The organism is Burkholderia sp. AU6039 (genome assembly GCF_002223365.1).
GTDB lineage: Bacteria > Pseudomonadota > Gammaproteobacteria > Burkholderiales > Burkholderiaceae > Burkholderia.
This window is the reverse complement of the sequence record NZ_NKFK01000005.1, coordinates 1138868-1165311: the sequence shown is the minus strand read 5'-3', so window position 1 is coordinate 1165311 and position 26444 is coordinate 1138868. Positions and strand designations below refer to the sequence as shown.

23 protein-coding genes are annotated in these 26444 nt (G+C 67.8%); 10 read left to right on the top strand and 13 right to left on the bottom strand.

What is annotated here, in order from left to right:
• Nucleotides 1–53: 53 nt before the first annotated feature.
• A complete protein-coding gene (locus CFB39_RS23085) occupies nt 54–1358 on the bottom strand; it encodes an MFS transporter (protein ID WP_089474574.1) in 1305 nt (434 codons plus the stop codon).
• A gap of 127 nt (nt 1359–1485) precedes the next feature.
• Nucleotides 1486–3141, bottom strand: a complete 1656-nt coding sequence (locus CFB39_RS23080) for a GMC family oxidoreductase (protein WP_089474573.1) — start codon at nt 3139–3141, stop codon at nt 1486–1488.
• A gap of 187 nt (nt 3142–3328) precedes the next feature.
• Here CFB39_RS23080 and CFB39_RS23075 point away from each other — a divergent pair, with 187 nt between their 5' ends.
• The gene (locus tag CFB39_RS23075; protein WP_089427837.1) at nt 3329–4153 is read left to right on the top strand and encodes an IclR family transcriptional regulator; all 825 of its coding nucleotides are present in this window, start codon (nt 3329–3331) and stop codon (nt 4151–4153) included.
• 39 nt (nt 4154–4192) lie between these two features.
• On the opposite strand, the gene CFB39_RS23070 is transcribed toward CFB39_RS23075, so the two are convergent.
• From CFB39_RS23070 to CFB39_RS23055, 4 genes are all read right to left on the bottom strand, one after another.
• Nucleotides 4193–4516: a hypothetical protein gene (locus CFB39_RS23070; RefSeq protein ID WP_089474572.1), complete on the bottom strand. Its 324-nt coding sequence runs from the start codon at nt 4514–4516 to the stop codon at nt 4193–4195.
• A gap of 115 nt (nt 4517–4631) precedes the next feature.
• Entirely contained in the window at nt 4632–5654 is a 1023-nt protein-coding gene (locus CFB39_RS23065) for a DUF2891 domain-containing protein (protein ID WP_089474571.1), read from the bottom strand.
• 10 nt (nt 5655–5664) lie between these two features.
• On the bottom strand, nt 5665–6615 hold the full coding sequence (locus CFB39_RS23060; protein ID WP_089427840.1) for a DUF979 domain-containing protein: 951 nt from the start codon (nt 6613–6615) through the stop codon (nt 5665–5667).
• Nucleotides 6612–7301 (bottom strand): DUF969 domain-containing protein, encoded by a 690-nt coding sequence (locus tag CFB39_RS23055; protein WP_089474570.1) that lies wholly within the window; start codon nt 7299–7301, stop codon nt 6612–6614. Before CFB39_RS23055 ends, CFB39_RS23060 begins: the two co-directional genes overlap by 4 nt.
• 326 nt (nt 7302–7627) lie before the next feature.
• On the opposite strand from CFB39_RS23055, the gene CFB39_RS23050 reads away from it, so the two are divergent.
• Nucleotides 7628–7852, top strand: coding sequence for a hypothetical protein (locus CFB39_RS23050; RefSeq protein ID WP_039357299.1), 225 nt, complete (start codon nt 7628–7630; stop codon nt 7850–7852).
• A 46-nt stretch (nt 7853–7898) separates the two neighbouring features.
• Here the strand turns inward: CFB39_RS23050 and CFB39_RS23045 are convergent, their stop codons facing one another.
• Entirely contained in the window at nt 7899–8351 is a 453-nt protein-coding gene (locus CFB39_RS23045; RefSeq protein ID WP_256991446.1) for a hypothetical protein, read from the bottom strand.
• A 315-nt stretch (nt 8352–8666) separates the two neighbouring features.
• On the opposite strand from CFB39_RS23045, the gene CFB39_RS23040 reads away from it, so the two are divergent.
• Nucleotides 8667–9671, top strand: coding sequence for a chemotaxis response regulator protein-glutamate methylesterase (locus tag CFB39_RS23040; protein WP_089427843.1), 1005 nt, complete (start codon nt 8667–8669; stop codon nt 9669–9671).
• Nucleotides 9672–9737: 66 nt separating this feature from the next.
• Nucleotides 9738–10805, top strand: coding sequence for a diguanylate cyclase (locus tag CFB39_RS23035; RefSeq protein WP_089474568.1), 1068 nt, complete (start codon nt 9738–9740; stop codon nt 10803–10805).
• A gap of 27 nt (nt 10806–10832) precedes the next feature.
• Here the strand turns inward: CFB39_RS23035 and CFB39_RS23030 are convergent, their stop codons facing one another.
• Together CFB39_RS23030 and CFB39_RS23025 are read right to left on the bottom strand one after the other, a co-directional pair.
• Nucleotides 10833–13082 carry a bifunctional diguanylate cyclase/phosphodiesterase gene (locus CFB39_RS23030; protein ID WP_089474567.1) on the bottom strand — a complete coding sequence of 750 codons (2250 nt, stop codon included), beginning with the start codon at nt 13080–13082 and terminating at the stop codon, nt 10833–10835.
• 336 nt (nt 13083–13418) lie between these two features.
• The gene (locus CFB39_RS23025; RefSeq protein ID WP_089475638.1) at nt 13419–14435 is read right to left on the bottom strand and encodes a LysR substrate-binding domain-containing protein; all 1017 of its coding nucleotides are present in this window, start codon (nt 14433–14435) and stop codon (nt 13419–13421) included.
• Between the two features lie 134 nt (nt 14436–14569).
• Between CFB39_RS23025 and CFB39_RS23020 the strand changes: the two genes are divergently transcribed.
• Complete coding sequence (locus tag CFB39_RS23020) at nt 14570–16420, top strand: sulfatase-like hydrolase/transferase (protein ID WP_089475637.1); 1851 nt, start codon at nt 14570–14572, stop codon at nt 16418–16420.
• 175 nt (nt 16421–16595) lie between these two features.
• Here CFB39_RS23020 and CFB39_RS23015 read toward each other — a convergent pair whose 3' ends face one another.
• The gene (locus tag CFB39_RS23015; protein WP_089474566.1) at nt 16596–17843 is read right to left on the bottom strand and encodes a hypothetical protein; all 1248 of its coding nucleotides are present in this window, start codon (nt 17841–17843) and stop codon (nt 16596–16598) included.
• A gap of 184 nt (nt 17844–18027) precedes the next feature.
• Here CFB39_RS23015 and CFB39_RS39590 point away from each other — a divergent pair, with 184 nt between their 5' ends.
• Both CFB39_RS39590 and CFB39_RS23005 read left to right on the top strand, forming a co-directional pair.
• On the top strand, nt 18028–19014 hold the full coding sequence (locus tag CFB39_RS39590) for a hypothetical protein (RefSeq protein ID WP_144030303.1): 987 nt from the start codon (nt 18028–18030) through the stop codon (nt 19012–19014).
• Between the two features lie 127 nt (nt 19015–19141).
• Nucleotides 19142–19864, top strand: a complete 723-nt coding sequence (locus CFB39_RS23005; protein WP_089474564.1) for a haloacid dehalogenase type II — start codon at nt 19142–19144, stop codon at nt 19862–19864.
• 64 nt (nt 19865–19928) lie between these two features.
• Here CFB39_RS23005 and CFB39_RS23000 read toward each other — a convergent pair whose 3' ends face one another.
• From CFB39_RS23000 to CFB39_RS22990, 3 genes are all read right to left on the bottom strand, one after another.
• Entirely contained in the window at nt 19929–20426 is a 498-nt protein-coding gene (locus CFB39_RS23000) for an SRPBCC family protein (protein ID WP_089474563.1), read from the bottom strand.
• 59 nt (nt 20427–20485) lie between these two features.
• Nucleotides 20486–21292: a uracil permease gene (locus CFB39_RS22995; protein ID WP_089474562.1), complete on the bottom strand. Its 807-nt coding sequence runs from the start codon at nt 21290–21292 to the stop codon at nt 20486–20488.
• 115 nt (nt 21293–21407) lie between these two features.
• Nucleotides 21408–22367, bottom strand: a complete 960-nt coding sequence (locus CFB39_RS22990) for a LysR family transcriptional regulator (RefSeq protein ID WP_089474561.1) — start codon at nt 22365–22367, stop codon at nt 21408–21410.
• A gap of 157 nt (nt 22368–22524) precedes the next feature.
• Here CFB39_RS22990 and CFB39_RS22985 point away from each other — a divergent pair, with 157 nt between their 5' ends.
• The 3 genes from CFB39_RS22985 to mmsB all read left to right on the top strand — a co-directional run bounded on the left by CFB39_RS22985 (nt 22525) and on the right by mmsB (nt 26389).
• Complete coding sequence (locus tag CFB39_RS22985; protein ID WP_089474560.1) at nt 22525–23844, top strand: MFS transporter; 1320 nt, start codon at nt 22525–22527, stop codon at nt 23842–23844.
• A 112-nt stretch (nt 23845–23956) separates the two neighbouring features.
• Nucleotides 23957–25483 (top strand): CoA-acylating methylmalonate-semialdehyde dehydrogenase, encoded by a 1527-nt coding sequence (locus CFB39_RS22980; protein ID WP_089474559.1) that lies wholly within the window; start codon nt 23957–23959, stop codon nt 25481–25483.
• 15 nt (nt 25484–25498) lie between these two features.
• On the top strand, nt 25499–26389 hold the full coding sequence (mmsB, locus tag CFB39_RS22975; protein ID WP_089474558.1) for a 3-hydroxyisobutyrate dehydrogenase: 891 nt from the start codon (nt 25499–25501) through the stop codon (nt 26387–26389).
• The last annotated feature ends 55 nt before the right edge of the window (nt 26390–26444 follow it).

Sequence of the window (26444 nt, the reverse complement as noted above, 5' to 3'; positions counted from 1 at the left end):
ACCGACCGACGACCGCCCCGCCGATACGACCCCGCGCCCCGCCCCACCCGCTGTCACATCGCGCGCACCGCGACGCCGTCCACGCCGCCGCGCTTCTCGATCGCCCGCGCGGACACGATCGACAGGAGTGCAGACAACATCACGTAAACCCCGACGAGCCACGGCGCCCCGCCGTTCACGCGCAGCAACGCGGTCGCAACGATCGGCGTGAGGCCGCTCGCGAAGATGCCCGACACCTGGTAGACGAACGAGATGCCCGTGTAACGCACGTTCGCGTCGAACAGCTCCGCGAACAGCGCGGCCTCCGGCCCGTACGCCATCGCGTAGAAGATCCCGAACGGGATCACCAGCGCGAGCCACACGGCGAGCAGGTGGGTCGACTGCGTCTGCAACAGCCAGAACGCGGGCAGCACCGACAGCCCGCACAGCGTCGCGCCCCACCGGTACACGCGTGCGCGGCCGAGCCGGTCGGACAGCCCGCCGAACACCGGGATGAACACGCACATCACGACCGCCGCGCTCATCACGCCGAGCAGCGCATCGCCGCGCGAGATCGACAGGTTGCGCGTCATGTAGCCGATCGAGAACACCGCGAACACGTTGAAGAACACGCCGTCGATATAGCGCGCGCCCATCCCGAGCAGGATCGCCTCACGATAGTTGGCGAGCAACTCGACGACCGGCAGCTTCGTATCGCGCCGCTGGCGCTTGAGCGCGACGAACTCGGGCGTATCGGCCACCCGCGTGCGGATGTAGAAGCCGACCGCGACCAGCAGCAGCGACGCCGCGAACGCGACGCGCCAGCCCCACGCGAGAAAGGCGGCATCCGGCAGCGCACGCGACAACGCCGCGACCACGCCGGCCGCGAGACACAGCCCGATCGCGAGCCCGATCTGCGGCAGGCTCGCATACAGCCCGCGCCGGTGCGGCGGCGCGTACTCATACGCCATCAGCACCGCGCCGCCCCACTCGCCGCCCAGGCCGATGCCCTGCAGCACGCGCAGCGTCAGCAGCAGCACCGGCGCCCACATGCCGATCTGCGCATAAGTCGGCAGGAACGCGACGCCGGCCGTCGACACGCCCATGATCAGCATCGTCAGGATCAGCGCGGACTTGCGCCCGACGCGGTCGCCGAGATGGCCGAACAGCAAGCCGCCGAGCGGCCGCGTGATGAAGCCGACCGCAAACGTCGCATACGCGAGCATCGTCGACACGAACGCGTCGCCGGCCGGAAAGTACTGCTTGTCGAACACGATGCCGGCGACCACGCCGTACAGGAAAAAGTCGTACCACTCGACGGTCGCGCCGATCACGCTGGCCGCGGCCACGCGTCGGACGACCCGGGAATCGATTGCCATGCGAGCTTCTCCAGGTAAGGATGCGCCGCAACCCGCCCCGGCGCCGTACCGGCGGGGGCATCGATGAACGCGCGGCGGCCGTCCGGGCGCAGGCGCACGGGCCACGCGGGTGATGCGTGGCGACGCCCTACGCGAGCGCCTCGGCGGCCGGCGCGACGCTGTGGCCGCGATCGGCCGCGCGCGCGTCCTCGAGGATCATGTCGGACGCCTTCTCGGCGACCATCACGATCGGCACGTTGGTATTGCCCGATACGAGGGTCGGCATGATCGAGCAGTCGACCACGCGCAGCCCGCGCGTGCCGTACACGCGCAGCCGCTCGTCGACGACCGCGAGCGGATCGCTCGCGACGCCCATTTTCGCGGTGCCGGACGGATGGAAGATCGTCTGCCCGTATTCCCGGCAGAACTCGAGCAGCTCGTCGTCAGTCTGCGCGTCCGCGCCCGGCCGCACCTCGCGCTTCATCAGCGGCGCCATCGGCTCGGTGGCCGCGACGCGGCGCGCGAAGCGCACGCCGGCCACCGTCGTGCGGCGGTCGCGCTCCGTGTCGAGATAGTTCGGCTGGATCGACGGCGCATCGCGCGCATCGTCGGTGCGGATGCGCACGGTGCCGCGCGATTCGGGCCGCAGCTGGCAGATCGAATACGTGCAGCCGGGAAACGGATGCACGCTGCCGCCGGCCGAATCGGCCGACAGTGTCGAGAAATGGAACTGGATGTCCGGCGTCGCCGATTCGTCCGGCAGCGCACGGCAGAACATCCCGCCCTGGTTGATGCCGATCGCGAGCGGGCCGCCACGGAACAGCGCCCACTGCAGCCCCATCTTCGCGCGGCCGATCCACGAATGCAGTTCGTCGTTGGTCGTGATCGGCTTCGTCACTTCGTAGATCAGACGAATCTGCAGGTGATCCTGCAGGTTCTCGCCGACACCCGCGCGATCGGCGACGACCGGAATCCCGTGCCGGTTCAGGAGCGCGGCCGGCCCGACGCCCGACACCTGCAGCAGTTGCGGCGACTGCAACGCGCCGGCCGCGAGAATCACCTCGCGCAGCGCGCGCACCTCGTGCACCTTGCCATGCTGGACGTACCGCACGCCGGCCGCCTGCGCGCCGTCGAACAGCACCTTCAGCGCCTGCGCATCGGTTTCGACATGCAGGTTCGGCCGCCCGCGCGCGGGCTTCAGGTACGCCACCGCCGTCGAGCAGCGCAGCCCGTTGCGCGTGGTGAGCTGGTAATAGCCGACGCCTTCCTGGTCGCCCGTGTTGAAATCGTCGACCGTGCGCACGCCGAGCCGGTTCGACGCGGCCACGAACGCATCGACGAGTTCGTGCCGCTGCCGGATCGCGGACGCCCACAGCGGGCCGCCGGTGCCGCGCGTGGGCCCGTCGCCGAGCGTGTTGTGTTCGAGCTTGCGGAAATACGGCAGGCACTCGCGCCAGCTCCAGCCGCGATTGCCGAGTGCGGCCCAATGGTCGTAGTCCTGCTGCTGCCCGCGCACGTAGATCAGCCCGTTGATCGAGCTGCAGCCGCCGAGCGTGCGGCCGCGCGGCCAGTACAGGCGGCGGTTGTGCATGTTCGGATCGGGATCGGTATGGAAGCCCCAGTTGTACACGGGGTGGAACATCGTCTTGCCGTACCCGATCGGCACGTGGATCCACATGTAGCGGTCGGCGGGGCCCGCTTCCAGCAGGCACACCGTATGGCGGCCGCCGTCGGACAGCCGGTTGGCGAGGACGCAACCGGCCGATCCCGCGCCAACCACGACATAGTCGAAGCTGCGTGTCATTCCGTGTCTCCGTTCCGGGGTTTTGGAAAAATCCGGTATGTTTTGTCCAAATTTATTGAGCACACGGAACGCATACAAGCCGATTTATTATCCACACCACGAATGTGGTACAAAAACCGTTCAATTCGTTTCATTTCCCTCGCCCACACCATCCCGGGACGCACGCCGATCCCGACGGAGGAGACACATGCGCGAAACCGCCCCCGCGCCGCCCGATGGCGCGCCCGCCGACGACGCGCGCGTCCTGCGCGCGCTCGCGGTGCTCGAAGCACTCGCGTCGGCCGGCCAGCCCTACACGCTGTCGCAGCTCGCCGCGCGGCTGCACATTCCAAAGGCGACGCTGCTGCGCCTGATCGAATCGCTCGAAACGCGCGGCTACGTGATTCACATGCCCGACTCGCGCGGCCATGATCGCGGCATCGCGCTCGGCCCGCGCGCCGCGCAGTTCGCGCTCGCGGCGCTGTCGAACAACACCTTCACGCGCGGCTGCCGCTCGGTGCTGCGCTCGCTCGTCGACGTGCTCGGCGAGACCTGCAACCTCACCGCGCTCGACGGCGACACGGTGCTGTACGTCGAACGCGTCGAGACGACCGAGCCGCTACGGCTCGAGATGCGGCCCGGCATGCGCGTGCCACTGCATTGCACGGCGAGCGGCAAGCTGTTCCTGTCGCAGATGAATGCGCTGGAGCGCAATGCGATGCTCGCGCGGCTCACGCTGAAGAAGATGACCTACCGGACGCTGACCGATGCGCAGTTGCTCGCGGCCGAGCTCGACCGGCTCGCCGCGCGCGGCGTCGGGATCGACAACGAGGAATTCGTGCGCGGGATGGTGGCGGTTGCGGTGCCCGTGAAGGAGGCAGCGAGCGGCCGCGTGCTCGCGGCGCTCGCCGTGCATGCGCCGACCGCGCGCGCGACGCTCAACGACTTGCTGGAGAACGTGCCGAAGATGCGGGAAGCGGCGACGCGGCTCGCGCCGCTGCTGCATGCGGCTGAGGGCGTGCCGCCGGGTTGATGCGGCCGCGCGCGGTCACACCGCTATGCCGTCACACGTTCACGCCAGGTGATAACGCAGCCAGAAAGTCTCGCGGCAGGCGTTGTCGAACGTCATCCGCGTCGGGCCGATCGCTTGCGCATCGGGATGGCGCAGCACGTCGTAGTCGATCCAGCATTCCGCGCACAGCAGGTCGGACGGCGCGCGGTCCTGCTCGACCGAGCGGCGCACGATCGCGCCGTTGTCGAAGCGGTATTCGGTTTCGTCGCGCGTGACTTCGACGTCGTCGTCGGTCCAGCGGTCGTGCGACGTCGCGTGCGACACGATCGACACGGGGCCCGAGAGTCCGTGGATCGCGGCGACGTAGGAAATAAGCTTGTCCATGGCGAGGCGGCAAGGAAACAGATGGCCGCATCGCGCAACGCATGCTGCGCGATACGGCCCGAGCGGCGAGTATAGCCGCGCACCGAAGACCTTGCCGCCGGCGGGGTTTCGCGCGCTACGCCTCCAGCGCGAGCAACGCGAACGTCGCGAGCCAGTGCTCGCCCATGTAGTCGCCGGCCACGTGCGCGAGTGCGCTCGCGAGATGCCGGTCGGCCGCGTCGAGCAGCTTCGCGCGCCGCGCATCGCCTTCCGGCAGCGCGCCGGCGAGCGCCCGTTGGCACCACGCGCGGCTCAGGTTCAGCCCGTCGAGGTGCGCGATCTTGCCGTCGCTGCGATCGCTGACCGTCGCCGGCTCGAACAGCGTGGCCGGCTCGCCGCGCGCGAGATCGGGCAGGAAGCGCGCGAACCAGCCGTCGAATTCGGCGGCCGGCAGCACGCGCCGCATCAGCTCCGCCTCCATCAGCGCGGGCGACAGGAACTCGTCACCCGACGGCTCCCACGCCTGGCACGCGACATCGTTCAGGTGCCAGCGCTTCGCGGTATCGACGATCAGCGCCGCGAGCCCGTCGCGCTGCGTATCGCGTGCGAAGTCGAGCGTGAGCGCCAGCGCGAACGCGGTGTTGAAGTGCGTGCCGACGCGCAGCGGATAGGTCGCTTTCGGCAGGAAGGTCTCGAAGCGCGACACGAACAGGTCGGTCAGCGGCGCCATCGTCTTCGCCCAGCGAGCGGCCTGCGGCATCGCCCCCTTCAGCGCGAGCCGCTCCAGCTGCGCCGACAGCGCGAGCAGCCACGCCCAGCCGTACGGCCGCTCGAAACCGGCGTTGTGCGGCCGCGCGAGATACGCGCGCTCGCCGGCAACGTTCGCCTCGGTGAAGTGCGCGTCGACGATCGCGACGATGCGTTCGGCCTCCGGCAATGCCGGATAGCGTTCGAGCACGCGCAGCACGAGCCAGTAGCCGTGCACGCACGAGTGCCAGTCGTAGCTGCCGTAGAAGATCGGGTGAAGTGCGCGCGGCCCCTGCACGTCGTGCGGGCCTTCGAGCGAATGCGTGAGCTTGTTCGGATATTCGCGGGTCAGGTGCGCGAGCGCGAGCGACGCGAATTTCGAGGCGAGTTCGGGGGTCAGTCGGTCGGTCATGGGGATCTCGTCAGAAGCGGAATGCGAACGCGTACATCAGCAGCGTGTTCACGGCGAGCAGCAGCAAGGCCGTCGGCCACTGCACCTTGATCACGCCATTCTTGTCCTTCAGTTCGAGCAGCGCCGCCGGCACGATGTTGAAGTTCGCGGCCATCGGCGTCATCAGCGTACCGCAGAAGCCGCTCAGCATCCCGATCGCGCCGACGATCGCCGGGTTGCCGTGGAACTGGTGGACGATCAGCGGCAGGCCGATGCCGGCCGTCATCACGGGGAACGCGGCGAAGCCGTTGCCCATGATCATCGTGAACAACGCCATGCCGACCGTGTAGGCCGCGACCACCGCGAACGGCGAATCGATCGGCACCCACGCCTTCACGAGCCCCGACACCACGCCGCCGACACCGGCCACCGCGAACAGCGCGCCGAGCGCCGCGAGCATCTGCGGCAGGATCGCGGCCCAGCCGACCGCGTCCATCGTGTGGCGTGCCTCCTTCACCGCATGCACGGGCGAATCGCGCAGCATCGCGAGCGCGACGGCGAACGCGACGAGCGTGCCGAGCACGAGCGAGATCAGCGTCACGCTCTTCTGCTCGACGAACGGCACGAGCTTCAACGCGAACGTGCCGATCAGCGTGACGACCGGAATCAGCAGCGCGGGCAGGAACAACGTGTTGCCGAAACGCTGCGCGAGCGTCTCGCGCCGCACGGCCGCCGCTTCCCCGGCTTCGTCGGACTTGCCGCGCCCGAGCTTGCCCGAGCCGGCGATCACCGCGAGCGCGATCGCGAGGCAGCCCGTCACGAAATGCGGCAGCAGCGCGCCGAACAGGAACGTGAGCGCGTAGATCGCCCAGAACGCGAAATTGACGATGCGGCGCGGGTTCGTGCGGTCGGTCAGGTTGAAGAAGGCGAACGCGGCGAACATCAGCCCCGCGAGCGTGTACAGCGATTCGAGGCCGATCATCGCGCGCCCTCCTGCCCCACCAGGCCGAAGCCGCGCGTGAGCCGGCGGTCGAGCAGCGCGAGGCGCGTGCAGTGGATCAGGAGTGCGGCGATCGCGGTCGGGATCGCCCACACCGACAGATGCAGCGGCTCGATGGAGATGCCGTTCTGTTCGAGAAAGCCCTTGATCAGCAGAATCGACTGGATCGCGATGAAGATGTCCTCGCCGAAGAACACGGCGACGTTGTCGGCGCCCGACGCATGCGCGCGGATCTGCTGGCGCACCGCTTCGGGCAGCTCGCCATGCCGGTTGACCGCGGCGGCCTCGGCCATCGGCGCGATCAGCGGCCGCACCATCTGCGCATGGCCGCCGAGCGACGTGAGACCGAGCGCGGCGGTCGCCTGGCGCAACACGAAGTACAGCATCAGCACGCGGCCCGTGGTGGCCGCCTGCACGCGCGAGATCATCCGCTTCGCCTGCTCCTTGAGCCCGTTGCGCTCGAGCAGCGCGATCACCGGCAGCGTCAGCCAGATGAGCCCCATGTAGCGGTTTTCGGTGAACGCCTTGCCGAACGCGCTGACGATGTCGACGAGATTCAGCCCGCCCGCCAGCCCCGTCGCGAGCCCCGCGATCGTGACCACCAGCAGCGCATTGAAGCGCAGCGCAAAACCGATCACGACGATCGGCACCCCAATCAGCACCAGCATTGCTCCTCCTTGTGTCGAATGCACGGCGCCTTGGCAACGCGCCGCCTGCCCGGTTTGGACCGGGCTCTGACGGCGCAATCTAACACGAGACTTTATCGACAAAAAGTCGACAATTTACTGCTCCGGGTAAACGTTGAAGTGTGCGAACGCCGTGCCCGGGCCAGGTGTCGGTGGTGTTTCATCCGAGGAATCGGGGACGCGAACGCGCCGGTTGCCGCACGCGCGTCAGCGCCCCGGCCGGCGGCGTGCAGTGGCCCGCCGCGCGTGGCGGAGCCCCGGTGCGCCGACTACACTGGAAAGCATCGGCAACGGACGGGAGAGCCGCCATGATTGACGTATTCCAGACCATCGGCAGCCGCGCGTTCTCCGCTCATCTGGCGAAGGACGGGATGGTGACGCTGATGGAGCAACGCCATGAGGTCGATCGCGTGACGCTCGCGACCGCATATGCCGCGCTCGTCGAGGAGTCCGAGCAGGAAGCCGACCTGCTCGACGCGACGGTCGAAGGGATGATGCGCGCGCTGATCCAGGGGTACGCGCGCAGCCATTGACGGCGCGCCCTCGCCCGTCGGAGCGGATGACGGGCAGCCCCGGGCGCTACGCGGCCGGCTTACCGGCGCCCATGTCGAACCACCGGCCCGCGCGCAGTTGCCGGTAGTCGGCCTGCGTGAAGATCCTCAGCAGGTTCGCGACCGCGCCGTTGCTGGCGCGGTCGAGTTCCGTCATGAACGCTTCGACCTCGTCGCGGCCGGCAAACAGGATCGTGCGAAAGTAGCGTTCGCGTTCCGCGTCGGACAGGTTCGTTGCGCGCAGCTGGTACGGATGGTGAAGCGCCGCGAACAGGAAGTAAAAGCGCTCGGCGTCGTCGCGCAGCACGCGCACCGCGTCCGGATCGACCGGAAAATCGCGGTGGAACGACGCATGCCCGCTCTCGATGGGGATCCGGTACAGCAAGCGGCCGTCGTGCTCGGTCACGATCGGCGCATACGGATCGCGGCTGACCAGCAGGGTGTCGGGCACGGTCATCCGGCATTCTCCCGTCGTTTTCATCGAAGCCGCCACGGTAACATGCCGGCTTCCACGGCCGGTCGTGCCGAAACGGCCGGACCGGCATGCGCGGGCCGACCCGGCTCCCCTGCTGTCGGCAAACACCGCACCGTCATAGAGGAAACGCACTGAAACGGCACCATGCGCGAATTTTTCGATTGCCGCCGCCCGCGCCGCATGACAGCATGCGGGCGTCGCCAACCCAAAAGAATGCCGTGCCGTCCGGCCGCCGATGCCGTCCGGCGGCGCCGAACAGGCAGCCCCTTCCATGAACCCGGCCCACCTCCAACACTACGAACCGACCGGAGAATTCCGCTTGTGAACATCGGCATCGTCAACGACCTCCCGCTTGCCGTCGAGGCGATGCGCCGCGCGATCGCGCGCCGGCCCGAGCACCGCGTGCTGTGGGTCGCGACCGACGGCGCGCAAGCCGTCGAGCTGTGCGCCGCGCAGCCGCCCGACGTCGTGCTGATGGACCTGATCATGCCGAAGTTCGACGGGATCGAAGCGACGCGGCGGATCATGCGATCCGAACGACCGTGCGCGATCCTGATCGTGACGAGCTGCATCGGCGCGAATGCCTGGCGCGTGTTCGAGGCGATGGGCGCCGGCGCGCTCGACGCGGTCGATACGCCGCGGCTCGGCGACGGCGCCGCCGGCGACACGACCCGCCTGCTGCTCGCGAAGATCGACCAGATCGGCCGCCTGCTCGACGCGCCCGGCGGCACGCGCGTCGCCGGCACGGCCTCCCGCGCCGGCGGCGGCCCGCTGGTCGCGATCGGCGCATCGGCCGGCGGCCCCGGCGCGCTCGCGTCGGTGCTCGGCGGCCTGCCGGCCGATTTCAGCGCCCCGATCGTGATCGTCCAGCACGTCGACCGCGCGTTCGCCGAAGGCATGGCGCAATGGCTCGACGGCCAGACGCCGCTCGCCGTGCGCGTCGCGCGCGAAGGCGACCGCCCGCAGCCGGGCGTCGCGCTGCTCGCCGCGACCGACGACCACCTGCGCATCACCCGTGCCGGCACGCTCGAATACACGCGCGAGCCGGCCGCGACGCCGTATCGCCCGTCGGTCGACGTGTTCTTCAACAGCCTGACCGAGCACTGGCCCGGCCGCGTGATCGGCGTGCTGCTCACCGGGATGGGCCGCGACGGCGCGATCGGCCTGAAGGCGCTGCGGATGAAGGGCTACCATACGATCGCGCAGGACGAGGCGACGAGCGCCGTGTACGGCATGCCGAAGGCGGCCGCGACGCTCGGCGCGGCGCGCGCGATCCTGCCGCTCGGGCGCATCGCGGGCGAGCTGGCGGCGCTCGCGAAAATCTGAGCCCGACGATGAACACGCGCAACACCCATGCCGGCCCTGCAACAACCGCAACAACCCGCCTCGACCATGACCATTGACCTGACTCGCCCGCCAGGCGGCCCCTACACGCCGCCCGTCGACGTGCCGGCGATGGTGCTGCTGGTCGATGACCAGACGATCGTCGCGGAAGCCGTGCGGCGCGCGCTCGTCGACGAGGAAGGCATCGATTTCCACTACTGCCCGCGTTCGGACGACGCGATGGCCACCGCGATCGAGACGCGGCCGACCGTGATCCTGCAGGACCTCGTGATGCCCGGCACCGACGGGCTGAGCCTCGTGAAGGCGTACCGCGCGAATCCGGCGACGCGCGACGTGCCGATCATCGTGCTGTCGACGCAGGAAGAGCCCGTGATCAAGAGCGCCGCGTTCGCGGCCGGCGCGAACGACTACCTCGTGAAGCTGCCCGATCGCATCGAGCTCGTCGCGCGCGTGCGCTACCACTCGCGCTCGTACATGAACCTGCTGCAGCGCGACGAGGCCTACCGCGCGCTGCGGCAATCGCAGCAGCAGTTGCTCGAAGCCAATCTCGAGCTGCGGCGCCTCACGCATTCCGACGGCCTGACCGGGCTGTCGAACCGGCGCTATCTCGACGAATACCTTGCCGCCGAGTGGCGGCGCGGCACGCGCGAGCGCAGCGAGCTGTCGCTGCTGATGATCGACGTCGACAACTTCAAGCTGTACAACGACACGTACGGCCACGTGTCGGGCGACAGCGTGCTCAAGCAGATCGCGTCGACCATCGAGCGCTGCCTCGGCCAGTCGGGCGATCTCGCCGCGCGTTTCGGCGGCGAGGAATTCGCGGTGGTGATGCCGGCCACGTCGCCGGGCGCCGCGCGGCTGCTCGGCGAGAAGATCCGCCTCGCGGTCGAGGCGCTGCGGCTGCGGCACGCGCATTCGTCGACGGGCAACACCGTGACGATCAGCATCGGCGGCGCGAGCATCGTGCCGATGCCCGGCCTGCCGACGACGCTGCTGATCGAAGCGGCCGACCGTGCGCTCTATCGCGCGAAGCACGCAGGCAAGAACCGCGTCGAGATCGATGCGACGCCGACGGCGCCGGTCCCCGGCGGGTTCGGCGGGCCGCGCGTCGACTGAGCGCCGAACGCCGAACGCGCGCCGCGCTCACATGGCGCCGAGCCGGCGCGCGTAGTCGCTCGGGTCCAGCGGGCGGCTGAACAGATAGCCCTGCTGCATGTCGCAGCCGATCTGCTGCAGGAACCACGATTGCGCCTGCGTCTCGACCCCTTCTGCCGTGACCTTCATCCCGAGCGAATGCGCCATCGCGACCACGGCCTGCGTGATCGCCACCGAGTCGTGATGATCGGGCACGCCCGACACGAACGAGCGGTCGACCTTCAGGTTGTGCAGCGGAAAGCGCTTCAGGTAGGCGAGCGATGAATAGCCGGTGCCGAAATCGTCGACCGAGATCCGCACGTTCATGTCCGTGAGCGCCTCGAGCATCGGCAGCACGGTGTCCGTGTCATTCATCAGCAGTCCTTCGGTAATCTCGAGTTCGAGCGCGGACGGATCGAGCCGAGTCTGCGCAAGGCAGCGACCGACCGATTCGACGAGCCCTTCGTGGAACTGCCGCGGCGACAGGTTGACGGCCAGCATCAGGTCGGGCGCGATCGTGCGGCGCCATTCGGCCGCCTGCCGGCACGCGGTTTCGAGCACCCACTGGCCGATCGCGACGATCAGCCCCGTATCTTCCGCGACCGGAATGAACTCCGCCGGCGACATCGGCCCGAGCTCGGGGCTCGTCCAGCGCAACAGCGCCTCGGCGCCGACCGTGCGGCCGCTGCGCGCGTCGACGACGGGCTGATACGCGAGCCGCAGCATGTCCGACGACAGCGCGCGCCGCAGCGACTGCTCGATCGCGAAGCGGCGCTGCAGCCGCAGGTTGAGTTGTGCGGTGAAGAACGTGAAGTGGTTGCGGCCGCGCTGCTTCGCGTCGTACATCGCCGAATCGGCATTGCGCATCAGCGTGACGGCATCGTCGCCGTCGCGCGGCGCGACGCTGATCCCGATCGACACGCCGAGCCAGTATTCGTTGTTCGCGATCGCGAACGGCTTCGCGATCGCGTCGATCACCTCGCGCGCGAGCACCGCGAGCCGGTCGGGATCGTCGCAGTCGTCGACGAGGATCACGAACTCGTCGCCGCCGACCCGCGTCAGCGCGTACTGGCCGCCGCCGCAGGCCGCGAGCCGAGCGGCCACGCTGCGCAGCAGCGCGTCGCCCGCGTCGTGGCCGGCCGTGTCGTTGACCTTCTTGAAACCGACGAGATCGATGAACAGGATCGCGACGCGCGCGGGCCCGCCCGCCGCATCGTGTCCGCCGAACAGCTCGCGCATGCGGTCGCCGAGCCAGCGGCGGTTGTAGAGGCCCGTCAGCGCATCGCGCGTCGCCAGGTAGCGCAACTGCTGCTGCGCCTCGCGCACGGGGCCGATGTCGTTGAACGACACGAGCACCGAATCGGCCTGCGTCTCGCCCGGCCTCACGATCGGCACCGCGTTGCCGCGCACCCAGATGATGTCGCCGTCCGCCAGGCCGAAGCCGACCGTGTAGCCGAGCATCGGCGTGGAAGTCTCGAGCGCGCGCCGGCTCGGCCAGTCGTCGGGCGCGATCGGCGTGCCGTCCTCGTGCAGCTTGCGCAGGATCACCGTCGACAGCCGGCGGCCGACGAGGTCGCCCGTCACGCGCATCATCCGGTTCGCACTCGGGTTGCTCGCGATGACGATGCCGTCGCGCGACACCACGAGAATCCCTTCGTTCAGGCTGTTGACCACGAGCCGGTGATGTTCCTCGCTGCGCGCGAGCTGTCGTGCGATCCGGTCCTGGTGCACCGCGAGGCCGACGCTGTTGCCGATGTCGCGCAACAGTTCGGTTTCCTCGTCGCCCGGCCGGCGCGGCGTGCGGTAATAGACGGCGAATGCGCCGAGCACGACGCCCGCTTCGTCGAGGAACGGCACCGACCAGCACGCGCGCAAGCCCAGCGGCAATGCGACGGCCCGGTAGTCGGCCCACAGGGGATCGGTTTCGATGTCTTCGACGACGACCATCCGGCGCAGGTACATCGCCGTGCCGCACGAGCCGGCCGCAGGCCCGATCGACGCGCCTTCGATCGCCGCGCTGTACCGCACGGGCAGCGATGGCGCGGCACCGACGTGCACGTGCACGCCGTCGGTGTCGAGCAGCAGGATCGTGCACGACGCGCCGTCGCCGAGCAACGCCTCGGCGCGCCGGCAGACCTCGACGAGCAGCTCCGGCAGCGGTGTGTTGCGCGTGATCAGCCTCAGCACGCTTTGCTCGGATGCGAGCACTTCCGCCGCGAGCCCGAGACTGTAACGAGAACTTTGCGGTTCGGTATTCAAATTGAATCCTGCCGTCTGTCCGATCGGGTCTGATGCGCCCGATTCGTTTTCGATCCTTCGTGCCGTATTTCGCTCCGGGTTTACGCCGATGCCCGGTGCGCCCCGTATTGCGCGCGGTGCCAACACGCGCCGAAATACATTTAACACCAATCCGTGGCAAGCGGCGCATCCACGTGCATCAGGGCTTACGCGTGGTCGGCACGGCGGTTGCAACCGGCAGTCAGCTCGCCGAAAGACTTGCGCACGGCGCGACAACCCGGGGCAACGCCGCGCGGGGTGCGCGGCGAGCCTGCAAACCGTTCGTCAGATTGTGGCGACGCCCGGCTCCGTTCGCCTTCATGCCACCGCGCCGGGTTCCATGCGCGTCACGGCCTTCAATGCATCGATCGCGGCCGCGACCGACACGCCCGCGGGTGCCGAATACAGCGCGCCGACCGTTTCCGGCATCGTCGACAGCTTCAGCGGCAACCGGCCGACCCGCTCCCCCGCGCGCACGGCCAGCTCGAACGCGCGGGCCGACTGCACGAACAGGCAAGGCGACTGCCCGGCCACCACGCGGTTGGTCTGCCATGACACCGATTCCATCAGCACGGGCGGTGGCGGCAAGCCCGCATTCGCGAACTCGGCATCCAGCGCCGTGCGCGCGGGCGACCCGAGCGGCGGCGCGATCCACGGGAACGCGGCCGCGTCGCGCCAGCCGATCCGCGCGCGCCTGAGCAGCGGATGGCGCGGCCCGCATACGACGATCATGTCGTCGCGATACAGCGGCGCGACGTCGAGCCCCGCGCTCAGCGCCGACGCGTCGAGCCGGCACACGAGCAGGTCGAGCTCGTGACGCTGCGCCTGCGCGAGCATCCGGTCGAGCGTGTCCTCGCGCACGTTGAGCTGCACCGCGCGGCCGGCTTCCCGCAGCCACGCCAGCGCGCCCGGAATCAGTTGCGGCGCCATGTTCGGCAGCAGGCCGATCGATACCGGGCGGCCGGTGCCGGTGCGCAACGCATCGAACGCGGGCGCGACGCCGCGCATGTCGGTCAGCACGCGGCCGATGCATTCGAGCAGCGCATCGCCGTAGACGGTCGGCGCGACGCGCCGCGACGTGCGTTCGAACAGCGGCAGGCCGAGCGCGTCCTCGAGCTCGCGCAGCCATTTCGACAACGCGGGCTGCGTGATCGACGCGGCCTCGGCCGTGCGCGCGAAGCTGCGCGTGCGCCCGAGCGAGTCGAGCGTTTCCATGTCGCGCACGCGCAGCCGGCGCAGCGCCTGCGCGATGCGCTGCTCGTGGGCCGGCGCGCCGGGCGGCGCGAGCGGTTCCGGCCGCGTGCGGTGGGCCGGGCCGCGTGGATCGTAGGTCACGGGCGCCTCCGTCATTCATATTCGTCAGGTTATCGATCGACCCTGATCTTTCATCGATCGATACACGATCCTGCCGCATAGTCGTCCGCATGAAAACCCCCGGCACGAGCCGGCATGACCAGGAGACAGCCGACGTGAAAGACGATCAGGACACCCCCGCCGCCGAACCCACCCCGCGGCGCCAGTTCCTCAAGCGGGCCGGCGCGGCCGTCGCGGCGGCCGGCTTCGGCGCCGACGCGCTGGCCGCGAGCGCGCCGCCGGTCGCCCCGGTCGCCGCCGGCGCGGGCGTCGATCCCGCGCCCGCGTTCCACGGCGCGACGACCGCCCCCGCCGCGCCGCCCGCCGGCTACAACATCCTGTTCATCCTGACCGACCAGGAGCGCCACTTCGATCGCTGGCCGTTCCCGGTGCCGGGCCGCGAAGCGCTGCGCCGCGACGGCATCACGTTCATGCACCACCAGATCGCCGCCTGCGTGTGCTCACCGTCGCGCTCGACGGTCTACACCGGGCAGCACATCCAGCACACCGGCGTGCTCGACAACGCGGGCGTGCCCTGGCAGAAGGACATGTCGCCGGACGTGCGCACGGTCGGCCACATGCTGCGCGACGCCGGCTACTACGCCGCGTATCTCGGCAAGTGGCACCTGAGCGCGTCGATGCACGAAACCGCGAGTCCGTACACGGCACCCGTGGCCGACTACAACCGCACGATCCGGTCGTACGGTTTCGACGACTATTTCGGCGTGGGCGACCTGATCGGGATGGTGCGCGGCGGCTACCAGTACGACGGGATCACGGCCGAGGCGGCAGTGAGCTGGATGCGCAACCACGCGCCGCGTCTCGCGAAGGAAGGCAAGCCGTGGTTCCTCGCGGTGAACCTGGTGAACCCGCACGACGCGATGTTCGTGAACACCGACACGAACGGCTCGACGGTGCAGGACGCGAACCACCCGATGCTCGGCAACGCGCCGCCGCCGAACGACGCGCTGTATCGCACGTCATGGCACGACGTGCCGCTCGCGGCTTCGCGGCGGCAGCCGTACGACGAGCCGGGGCGGCCCCCGGCGCACGGGATGTTCAACGCCGCGCATGCGAACCTGGTCGGACGCTATCCGTTCACCGACGAACGCCTGCGCATCTATCAGGACAACTACTTCAACTGCGTACGCGACTGCGACACGCATGTCGTGCGCCTGCTGCAATCGCTGCAGTCGCTCGGCCTCGACGAACGCACGATCGTCGTGATGACGGCCGACCACGGCGATCACATCGGCGCGCACCAGCTCGTCGGCAAGGGCGCGACCGCGTACCAGCCGCAGAACCACGTGCCGCTCGTGATCCGCCATCCCGCGTATCCGGGCGGCATGCAGTGCGATGCGCTGACGTCGCACATCGACATCGCGCCGACGCTGCTCGGGCTCACCGGTCTCGACGATGCGCGGCTCGCGTCGATTCGCGGCAGCGCGCTGAAGGGGCACGACCTCACGCGCTGGCTCGCGAAGCCGGCCGACGCGAAGCTGCACGCGGCCCGTGATGCCACGCTGTTCAACTACGCGATGTTGCTCTACTACGACAGCGAATGGATGCTGAAGGAACTGGGCACGATGCGCCAGAAAGGCGTGCCCGAGGACGAGCTGCTGCGCCGCGCGCTCGCGCAGCAGCCCGATTTCCGGTTGCGCGGCACGATCCGCAGCGTGTTCGACGGCCGCTACCGGTTCACGCGCTATTTCTCGCCGCTCGAATTCAACCGGCCGACGACGATGGAGGGCTTGTTCGCGCGCAACGACGTCGAGCTGTTCGATATCGCGAGCGATCCGGGCGAGATGCGCAATCTCGCGATGGACCGGAAGCGGCACGGCGAGCTGCTGCTCGCGATGAACGGCCGCCTGAACGACCTGATCGCGAGCGAAGTGGGCGACGACAGTCCCGACGTCATGCCAATCCGCGACGGCAAGGTGCAGGTACAGATCCGCAAGTGGCATTGAAGGCGGCCGGCGACTCGAGATCGTGAGCACCCGTTACCGGGAAACGGTTTTGCGCCGGAGCGCTCCGTCGCAACGACATCATGACTGTACTCGACAGCGAATCTATATATGGAGCCAACCGGGACGATTGTCCTGATTGGCTCTTTTCCTGTACTACCGCTGGTTCAGCAAATCTCTACAACGCACGTATTGCAGCCATTACACTCGCTCCGAGCGCGCGCGTATTGAGAGGGTTACCGTTGCCGTTCTCCATTGAAACACCCAAGCGTTCGGCGAGGTCTCGTAGCGCGGACATCGCTGGCGATTGAAGTACACCGTCGAACTCGACCTCGATCGTGCCAGTATCACGGCGACGAATTACATGCCCACCGTAAGTCACCTCGTCGACCTTTCCGGAGGCAGCCTCATAACGGACCCTGTCTGCGTTCGGCATATGGCCGATGATGGCGTCAACAGCCTGCAATGTACGCAGCCCCCACTGATTCGAGAGCGCACAAGTTTTACCATCTACATAAAACAGCTCGTCATCAGCCGTAAAGTATCGTGTTTGCTCGCCCCCGACGGCGCTTCCAAATTCGACTTCGTCGAGATCGCCAACAGCGGACAGAAAAAGATTGCCTCTCCATGGGACCGAACTCTCGATAGCGCTCAAAGTGACGCCCTGCTTAAATGCCTCAGTAACGATCGCGTGAATGAGCCGCCGCTTCGGCAGACTCGGGTATAAGTCATCGCCGATTATCAAATCGTAGCGTGTCAGATCTCGTTCCGACTCCCTCGCGGCTTCCTGTTCCAGTGACTTCTCCCGGACAGCAACCTGATACTGTTCAGCTTCCGGAAGAGGTATGACCTGCTGTATGTCAATCAACACGCGATCGGCAATCTCGTGAGGACGCATTTGTACACAGCGAATGTCCAGCCGCTGTTTATTGAGCCACAAGACAGTGGTTGTCAGCTCGGTCGAAAAGTCTGCCGACGCCAAGATGATGCGAACCTTGTCCGACAACGCAACATTGCCCTCTTCCACACCGAGAAATGCTCTGATCACCTGCTCCGCATCCTCTGCTGCCCCGATCGACCGGAGATATTTTTTGTGCGCTTCAACAGCCTGATCGAATCGCATCGTTGAGATCATTGCTGCATAGCGAAGAGCCTGAAGCTCCATATGGCCATCATTGTCTCGCTTGAGCTCCACAACCACGAGCCGAGCCTGATCGTCAAGGCAAAGCAAGTCAATACGCCTGTTCGCCCCGACCCAGTCTCCGAATTCCTCAGCAAGCACCATTGTCCTGACGCCTGGAGTAATTGCAGTTATGTGTGCACGAATGGCTTTCTGGATGTTTTGACGCTCGAGTATCCCGAGCTTGGTAAACGTCTGAGGTCTGATTTCCTTAAGGTTTTCACCTGTCATCTCGTACAGCGCCATCGAATCCCCCCTTACGAATGGTAATTATTCTCGCCAACGTCCGAGATATTAATGGCCCGTTGCCAAGCAGCTCACAACATTGCCCATCGATCACAATTCGCTTGTGCAGTCGGATAGTATGTGCAGCAGGTGTAGTTGGTCGACTTTTCAACCAACATACCTGCCACACACTGGGATTGAATACGTGCAAGTAAAGGCTCCTCCGGTCCGCCCCCTGCTCACGCTACCGCTGCTCGCACCGGCAATCTGCAAGGCCGAAGCCGGCGAGCTGGGCGGAGTCGTAGATCTAGCCTTCTACCTGCTGATTTTCTTCGTGGTCTGGGCACTGTTGACGGGTGCCTTTTCCTGGCTCCTGCGCAAGCAACCGCCCGGCAAACGCGGCGGGCTGACGCTGCTGTTCTTCAGCTTGCCAGTACTCGTCCTGTTCGGCTGGGGTGCGCTCGATCAGTTTCTGGGCACCCCGGGAAACCACGTCGACGGAACGGCCGATCGCCCCATCGTCGTGGCCGGTGTGTCATTTCCCGCTGGAAGCGAAGTGCAATACGTGCAGACCGGCGGAGGATTCTGGAACCGCCAGCCTATCGGCGCACATTCCGACACGAGTGTGAGAATGGGCGCGCTGGAAATCAAGGGGCTTCTGCGCCAGGATTTCGATGTCGACGTCTGGAGCGTCACGTTGACCCGGCCGCAAACCATCGACGGCTGGTCCTGCGCACCCGACAGTGTCGTGATGCGATGGCAACCCGACGTCACGCAGCGGCAGCTCTATCAATGCGAGCTTGCCGCGCCCAGGACGATCGGCCCAATCGACTGGCCCGCCGTTACCCATGTCAACCGCAGCAACGATGGCAACTGGATGCTGTCGTGGCTCGGCGTCGATCATGGCACGCCGACTGCCAAGGCGATCGGCATTCGGTTTGGCGCCATGCGTGCGACATACGGCCCCGCACTCGATCTGAAAACGTGGTCGGCCAACTTCGCCGACAGCGACACGGTCATCGGCGACTATCTGTTTTCCAGCGACAGCACGACCGACGCGACCTGGATCGCCGGCAACGACTTCCGCATCGAGGGAAAAGGCCGAAACGCGAAAACCGGCGAAGCGGTCAACTGCGTGCTGCTACAACCCGCGCAACATCGGTTTGCGCCGTGCCAGCGGCACGCCGGCTGACTCGAAACGGGCCGCTGCCGCAACGCGTACCCTCGCAGACATGATCTAATGTCAGCGGAAGGCCGCCCTTGTTCGCGTAGACAACGCAGCGGCCCATGCCTGATCACCTGCCGCCGCAAAGGATCGCATGATGCCCACAACCGAAATCAAGGCGCTCGTTTTCGATGTCTTCGGAACGATCGTCGACTGGAGAAGCGGCGTCGCACGCGGCGCCGCCGCGTTCCTCGACCGCTATGCCCCCGCGCTCGACCCGCTCGAATTCGCCGATGCGTGGCGGGCCGAATATTCGCCGTCGATGGAAGAAATCCGCAGCGGGCGCCGCCGCTACGTGCGGCTCGACGTCCTGCACCGCGAGAACCTGGTCCGCACGCTCGACCGCTACGGAATCGACGACGTGCCCGACGCCGACATCGACGCGCTCAACCTCGCGTGGCACAGCCTCGACCCGTGGCCCGACGCCGTCGCGGCGCTGCAACGGCTGAAGCGACGCTACATCATCGCGCCGCTGTCGAACGGCAACATCCGGCTGATGGTCGACGTCGCGAAACGCGCGGGGCTGCCGTGGGATGCGATTCTCGGTGCGGAGGTCGTCCGCGCGTACAAGCCGTCGCCGCAGGTCTATAGCGATACGGTCGATATTCTCGGCGTCGAACCGGCCGAGCTGTGCCTGGTCGCCGCGCACAACGGCGATCTCGCGGCCGCGCGCCGCCAGGGGCTGTCGACCGCGTTCGTGCTGCGGCCGACCGAACACGGGCCGGGCCAGACGACCGACCTGAAAGCGGACGACGCGTGGGACTTCGACGTCAGGGACCTGAACGAACTCGCGGACCGGCTCGAGTGCCCGGGTTGAAAACCGGGTTCCGGTGCGCGATCGCGGGGTGGCTGGCGGCTCGTCGAGCGCCGGCTCCCAGGGCCTAGCGCGCCGGCGCCATCTCGGCCGCCTGCCCCTGCGCCGCCATCGCGAGGCGCCGCCAGTTGCGGGCCGCATACCGGTGCGCCTGCTGCAACGCGAGCCATAACCCGATCTGCCGAACCGGCTTGAAGAGGCCGCGTGCGCTGAACACGGTGCGCCGTTCGACGCGGGTCCTGCCGCCCTCGATCGGCGTCAGCGTGAATTCGTCCTCGAGCAGCCCGACCCAGTCGCGGCACCACACCGTCGACGCCACCATCCGGTAACGCAGCCGGCGAGGCTCGTCGAGCACGAGAATCCGCTGGTCGATCGTGCCGCGATCGGTCGTGCACTGCCGCGTGTTGCCGACGGCCGGCACGCCTTCCAGCACGCGGCAACTGACCGGCTTCGGCACGCCGAGGCGGAACAGCAACGGCCGCGTGTCGTCCATCCGGGCATGGAGAAAATGCGGCCAGACATGCTCGGGCCGGCAATCGAACGTCCACTGCGAATGAATTTCCACGACCGTCTCCTGGCGGCTGTCGGTGCGGCCATGATGGCACAACCGCGCCGCCGCCTCCGCTACTTCACGACCGCGCGCCAGGCCGTTCGCGCGTAGATGAGCAGCAACGGCAGCAGCGCCAGCGCGAACAGCAGGCTGAGCGCCAGCACCCACACCGGCCAGTCTTCCGGATTCCCTCGCGCCCAGTAGCGGTAAGGCACGCTCAGGAACCCTATTTCCATCAGCAGCGCGCCGAGCGGCACGAGCCCGTTCATCACCACCGCCACGCCGAAGCGAGCCGCGCCGTCGAGGTTCCGGCCGGCGCCGTACGCCGCGATCAGGTAGAGGAAGTACCCGATCATCGCGACCATTACCGCGCCGCCGGCCAGCAGGCCGACACTGCGCACGCTGCGTTCGTGCCATTGATCCGCACCGGGCGGCAACACGACATCGATCCGCTCGCCGATTTCCGGCGCGCCGCCGGAACGGACGTTGCCCGGCATCACCACGCGCTTGCCGTCGGGCAGCGCGGCTTCCAGTATCGACGTGTATTTCAGGCACTGATACCGTTCGGTCCGCCCGTCGCTATCGCGGCGCTCGCAGGTATCCCACTCCGACGTGTAGGACACGACCGTCGCCTCGTATTTCGGCGAGACGGCCAGAACGTAGAGTTCGTCGCCGATCCAGTACGCGAACGGGAAGAACAGCGACACCAGGCAAAAGCACACGAGCCACCAGAATGCGACCGCGCCGCGATTCGGTGCCCCCTTCGCACCGTGCCTGGCGCCGGACTGGCGACGCACCATGCGCGACGCGAGCCAATAAGCGGTCACGGCAAAGACCGCCACACACACCACGAAGACCTTGCCCGCATGCGTCAATGCCATCTGTCTTGCCCCCGATTCCCCGATTCTTCAATGCTTCGCTTGCCGGCAAGTTCGCCGCCGGGTCGTGTTCACGCAATGAACCGCACAGCCGCCTTCGCCGCGGCCACGTCACGCACTATTCCGGCTCGCCGACGAACCTGAGCCTCCCCGATTCCCCCGACAGCAGCGCGCGATTCGCGTCCGCCGCCGCGCGCAGGTAATCCCACAGCGCGGTCACGCGCCGCAGCTTGCGCAGATCCTCGCGGCAGGTCAGCCAGAAGCATCGCGTGACGACCACGTCGTCCTGCAACACCGGCACCAGCGCCGGCTGCGTGGCCGCCATGAAACACGGCAGGATCGCGAGCCCGCCGCCCTGCAGCGCCGCGAAATACTGCGCGATCACGCTCGTCGTGCGCAGCCCGGCCGTCGCGCCCGGCACCGCGCGGTCCAGGTACAGCAGCTCGTTGCTGAACGCGAGATCGTCGACGTAGCTGATGAACGCGTGCCGCGCGAGATCGTCCGTGCAGGTGATCGGATCATGGTTCGCGAGATAGTCGCGCGTCGCATAGAGCCGCAGCTGGTAGTCGCACAGCTTGGTGACCACGTAAGGCCCGCGCTCGGGCCGCTCGAGCGTGATCGCCAGGTCCGCCTCGCGCTTGGGCAGGTTGACGAAATGCGGCACCGGCAGCAGGTCGACCGTCACGTGCGGATGCTCGGCGCGAAACTGCGCGAGCTGCGGCGCGAGGAAAAAGCAGCCGAACCCTTCAGTCGACCCGATCCGCACATGGCCCGACAGCGCCTCGCCCGTATTCGCGACCTGGTCGCACGCGGACTGCACGGTCGTCTCCATCGCGTCCGCATACGCGACGAGCCGCTGCCCTTCGGCCGTCAGCGTGAAGCCGCCGGAGCGCGACTTGTCGAACAGCAGCGTGCCCATCGCGGCCTCGAGCGCGCGGATGCGCCGCGCGACGGTCGTGTAGTCGACGCCCAGCCGCTTCGCGGCGCCGCTCGCGCGCTGCGTGCGCGCGACTTCGAGGAAAAAGCGCAGGTCGTCCCAGTTCAGGGTGCCGGAAACCGGCTCGGTGGCGTGTCGCATTAGCGGGGGAAAAAGGGGCTGGCGTCTCCGGGCCGGCCGTCGATATGCATAAATGCACATCCAACCGGTTTCTTTATCGGTACATGATGAATCTGCGCATAACTATACTCGACCGTGACCTGCGGACCACGAGCCGCGGCACCACCACGGAGACACCATGCAGACCCGATCCACCCTCGATGAGCATGCGACAGTCGCGGCGCCGGCGCCCGCGCGCACCGCGAAGCACTACCTGCTGGCCGGCTGGGCCAGCATGGCCGGCACCACGATCGAGTGGTACGACTTCTTCCTCTACGGCACGGCCGCCGCCCTCGTCTTCAACCGCATCTTCTTCCCGTCGCTGGACCCGGTCGTCGGCACGCTCGCCGCGTTCGGCACGTTCGCGGTCGGCTTCATCGGCCGGCCGATGGGCGGCATCGTGTTCGGCCACTTCGGCGACCGCATCGGCCGCAAGTCGATGCTGATGATCACGCTGCTGCTGATGGGCGTGCCGAGCATGATCATCGGGCTGATCCCGTCGTACGACCGCATCGGCTACTGGGCCGCCGCGCTCTTGATCGCGATGCGCTTCCTGCAGGGGATGGCCGTCGGCGGCGAATGGGGCGGCGCGGTGCTGATGGCCGTCGAACACGCGCCGAAGGGCCGCAAGGGGCTGTTCGGCAGCCTGCCGCAGACGGGCGTCGGGCTCGGCCTGATCCTGTCGTCGGTCGCGATGGCCGCGGTGGCCGCGCTGCCGGAAGCCGACATGCTGTCGTGGGGCTGGCGCGTGCCGTTCCTCGCCAGCATCGCGCTCGTCGGGCTCGGCTGGTTCATCCGCGCGAAGGTGCCCGAATCGCCCGACTTCGAGAAGATGCAGCGCCAGGGCAAGGCCGAGAAGTCGCCGGTGACGGCCGCGCTGCGCCGCCATCCACGCGAGGTGCTGACGATCGTCGGCGCCCGCGCCGCCGAGAACACCTGGTTCTACATGGTCGTCACGTTCGCGCTCGCCTACGCAACGCAGCAGCTGCACCTGCCGAAGGCCGAGATGCTGCACGCGATCACGGCCGGCGCGGCGCTGTCGCTCGTCACGATGCCGCTGTGCGGCCACCTGAGCGACCGCATCGGCCAGCGCCGGATGTTCGCGATCGGCCTCGTGCTGATGTGCGCGTTCGCCGCGCCGTTCTTCATGATGCTCGGCACGCAGCAGGTGTCGTACGCGTGGTGGGCGATCGTGCTCGGCCTCGGCGTCGTGTTCCCGATCCTCTATGCGCCGGAATCGCTGCTGTTCGCGCAGCAGTTCCCGGCGGAAATCCGCTACAGCGGCATCTCGCTGTCGGTGCAGCTCGCCGGCGTGATCGGCGGCGGCTTCGCGCCGATGATCGCGACGTCGCTGCTCAAGGCCGGCGGCGGCCAGCCGCATTACGTGATCGCGTACCTCGTCGGCTTCGGCGTGTTCGCGCTCATGTGTACCGCGTTGATGCGACCGGCACGCGCGTGAGCGCGCCGGCCGGCATTCGATCGATTTCAGTTCAGCCTGCTGCCCGCCGCGCCTCTACGCGCGGCGCAAGCAGACACCCTTTTCATCGTCACACCGCTTTACGGAGACATCCATGAACGCCGCAGTTCCCCAGACCACCCTCGCCCTGCCCACCGCCAAGCTGCTGATCGACGGCGCGTTCGTCGAATCGCAAAGCGCCGAATGGGGCGACATCGTCAACCCGGCGACGCAGGAAGTGATCGGCCGCGTGCCGTTCGCGACGCTCGACGAGGTCGATGCCGCGATCGCGTCCGCGCAACGCGCGTTCCAGACCTGGAAGACGACGCCGGTCGGCGCGCGGCTGCGCATCATGCTGAAGTTCCAGGATCTCGTGCGCCGCAATCTCGAACGGATCGCGCACACGCTGACGGCCGAACAAGGCAAGACGCTGCCCGACGCACAGGGCGACATCTTCCGCGGCCTCGAAGTGGTCGAGCACGCGTGCTCGATCGGCACGCTGCAGCAGGGCGAATTCGCGGAGAACGTCGCGGGCGGCGTCGACACCTACACGCTGCGCCAGCCGATCGGCGTGTGCGCGGGCATCACGCCGTTCAACTTCCCCGGCATGATCCCGCTGTGGATGTTCCCGATGGCGATCGTGTGCGGCAACACGTTCGTGCTGAAGCCGTCGGAGCAGGACCCGCTGTCGACGATGCAGCTCGTCGAACTCGCGATCGAGGCCGGCGTGCCGCAAGGCGTGCTGAACGTCGTGCACGGCGGCAAGACGGTGGTCGACCGCCTCTGCACGCATCCGGACATCAAGGCGATCTCGTTCGTCGGCTCGACGCGCGTCGGCACGCACGTGTACAACCTCGGCAGCCAGCACGGCAAACGCGTGCAGTCGATGATGGGCGCGAAGAACCACGCGGTCGTGCTGCCCGATGCGCACCGCGAGCAGTCGATCAACGCGCTCGTCGGCGCGGGCTTCGGCGCGGCCGGCCAGCGCTGCATGGCGACGTCGGTCGTCGTGCTGGTCGGCAAGGCGCGCGACTGGCTGCCGGAGCTCGTCGAGAAGGCGAAGGCGCTGAAGGTCAATGCGGGCGCGGAAGCCGGCACGGACGTCGGGCCGGTCGTGTCGAAGGCCGCGAAGGAACGCATCCTGTCGCTGATCGACGAAGGCGTGAAGGCCGGCGCGAAACTCGAACTCGACGGCCGCAACGTGAAGGTGCCCGGCTACGAGCAGGGCAACTTCGTCGGCCCGACGATCTTCTCGGGCGTGACGACCGACATGTCGATCTACACGGAAGAAATCTTCGGGCCGGTGGTGGTCGTGCTCGAAGCCGACACGCTCGACGAAGCGATCGCGCTCGTCAACCGCAACCCGATGGGCAACGGCGTGGGGCTGTTCACGCAGAGCGGCGCGGCCGCGCGCAAGTTCCAGAGCGAGATCGACATCGGCCAGGTCGGCATCAACATCCCGATCCCGGTGCCGGTGCCCTACTTCAGCTTCACCGGCTCGCGCGGCTCGAAGCTCGGCGATCTCGGCCCGTACGGCAAGCAGGTCGTGCAGTTCTATACGCAGACGAAGACGGTCACCGCGCGCTGGTTCGACGACGACGCGACGGCCGGCGGCGTGAACACGACGATCGCGCTGCGCTGACCCGGGAGCCTGTCAATGGAAATTGCATTCATCGGACTCGGCAACATGGGCGGCCCGATGGCCGCCAACCTGCTGAAAGCCGGCCACGCGCTGACGGTGTTCGACCTCGACACGCACGCGGTCGACGTCGCGGTGCGCGCCGGCGCGACGGCCGCCGGCTCGCCGCGCGAAACGGCCGCGCGCGGCGCGATCGTGATCACGATGCTGCCGGCCGCGCAGCACGTGCGCGCGGTCTATCTCGGCGATGACGGCGTGCTGGCCGGCGCACGCGCCGGCGCTGCGCTGATCGACTGCAGCACGATCGATCCGGGCACCGTGCGCGCGGTGGCCGAGGCCGCCGCGCAGCGCGGCTTCCCGCTCGCCGACGCGCCCGTGTCGGGCGGCACGGGCGGCGCGCAGGCCGGCACGCTGACCTTCATGGTCGGCGCGGACGCCGCGCTGTTCGAGCGCATCCGCCCCGTGCTGCTCGACATGGGCAAGAACGTCGTGCAGTGCGGCGGCACGGGCACCGGGCAGATCGCGAAGATCTGCAACAACCTGCTGCTCGGGATCTCGATGATGGGCGTATCGGAAGCGATGGCGCTCGGCGCGGCGCTCGGGATCGATCCGGCCGTGCTGGCCGGCATCATCAATACGTCGACCGGCCGCTGCTGGAGCTCGGACGCGTACAACCCGTATCCGGGCGTGAGCGACACCGCGCCGGCCGCGCGCGGCTACGCGGGCGGGTTCGCGGCGAACCTGATGCTGAAGGATCTCGGGCTCGCGACCGAAGCGGCGCGCAGCGCGCACCAGCCGGTGTGGATGGGCGCGCTCGCGCAGCAGCTCTATCAGTCGATGAGCCAGCAGGGGCTCGGCACGCTCGACTTCTCCGCGTGCGTGAAGCTGTACGAGGCGCAGCCGGCGTAACCGCCGCCGCCCGCACCGGACGTGCGTCGACCCGCGATGTGCCTGAACGGCATCG

Excerpts from the sequence above, each read along its gene's own strand:
- CFB39_RS23085 (WP_089474574.1), bottom strand. The coding sequence starts at position 1,358 with ATGGCAATCGATTCCCGGGTCGTCCGACGCGTGGCCGCGGCCAGCGTG.
- CFB39_RS23080 (WP_089474573.1), bottom strand. The coding sequence starts at position 3,141 with ATGACACGCAGCTTCGACTATGTCGTGGTTGGCGCGGGATCGGCCGGT.
- CFB39_RS23075 (WP_089427837.1), top strand. The coding sequence starts at position 3,329 with ATGCGCGAAACCGCCCCCGCGCCGCCCGATGGCGCGCCCGCCGACGAC.
- CFB39_RS23070 (WP_089474572.1), bottom strand. The coding sequence starts at position 4,516 with ATGGACAAGCTTATTTCCTACGTCGCCGCGATCCACGGACTCTCGGGC.
- CFB39_RS23065 (WP_089474571.1), bottom strand. The coding sequence starts at position 5,654 with ATGACCGACCGACTGACCCCCGAACTCGCCTCGAAATTCGCGTCGCTC.
- CFB39_RS23060 (WP_089427840.1), bottom strand. The coding sequence starts at position 6,615 with ATGATCGGCCTCGAATCGCTGTACACGCTCGCGGGGCTGATGTTCGCC.
- CFB39_RS23055 (WP_089474570.1), bottom strand. The coding sequence starts at position 7,301 with ATGCTGGTGCTGATTGGGGTGCCGATCGTCGTGATCGGTTTTGCGCTG.
- CFB39_RS23050 (WP_039357299.1), top strand. The coding sequence starts at position 7,628 with ATGATTGACGTATTCCAGACCATCGGCAGCCGCGCGTTCTCCGCTCAT.
- CFB39_RS23045 (WP_256991446.1), bottom strand. The coding sequence starts at position 8,351 with ATGAAAACGACGGGAGAATGCCGGATGACCGTGCCCGACACCCTGCTG.
- CFB39_RS23035 (WP_089474568.1), top strand. The coding sequence starts at position 9,738 with ATGACCATTGACCTGACTCGCCCGCCAGGCGGCCCCTACACGCCGCCC.
- CFB39_RS23015 (WP_089474566.1), bottom strand. The coding sequence starts at position 17,843 with ATGGCGCTGTACGAGATGACAGGTGAAAACCTTAAGGAAATCAGACCT.
- CFB39_RS23005 (WP_089474564.1), top strand. The coding sequence starts at position 19,142 with ATGATGCCCACAACCGAAATCAAGGCGCTCGTTTTCGATGTCTTCGGA.
- CFB39_RS22995 (WP_089474562.1), bottom strand. The coding sequence starts at position 21,292 with ATGGCATTGACGCATGCGGGCAAGGTCTTCGTGGTGTGTGTGGCGGTC.
- CFB39_RS22990 (WP_089474561.1), bottom strand. The coding sequence starts at position 22,367 with ATGCGACACGCCACCGAGCCGGTTTCCGGCACCCTGAACTGGGACGAC.
- CFB39_RS22985 (WP_089474560.1), top strand. The coding sequence starts at position 22,525 with ATGCAGACCCGATCCACCCTCGATGAGCATGCGACAGTCGCGGCGCCG.
- CFB39_RS22980 (WP_089474559.1), top strand. The coding sequence starts at position 23,957 with ATGAACGCCGCAGTTCCCCAGACCACCCTCGCCCTGCCCACCGCCAAG.
- mmsB (WP_089474558.1), top strand. The coding sequence starts at position 25,499 with ATGGAAATTGCATTCATCGGACTCGGCAACATGGGCGGCCCGATGGCC.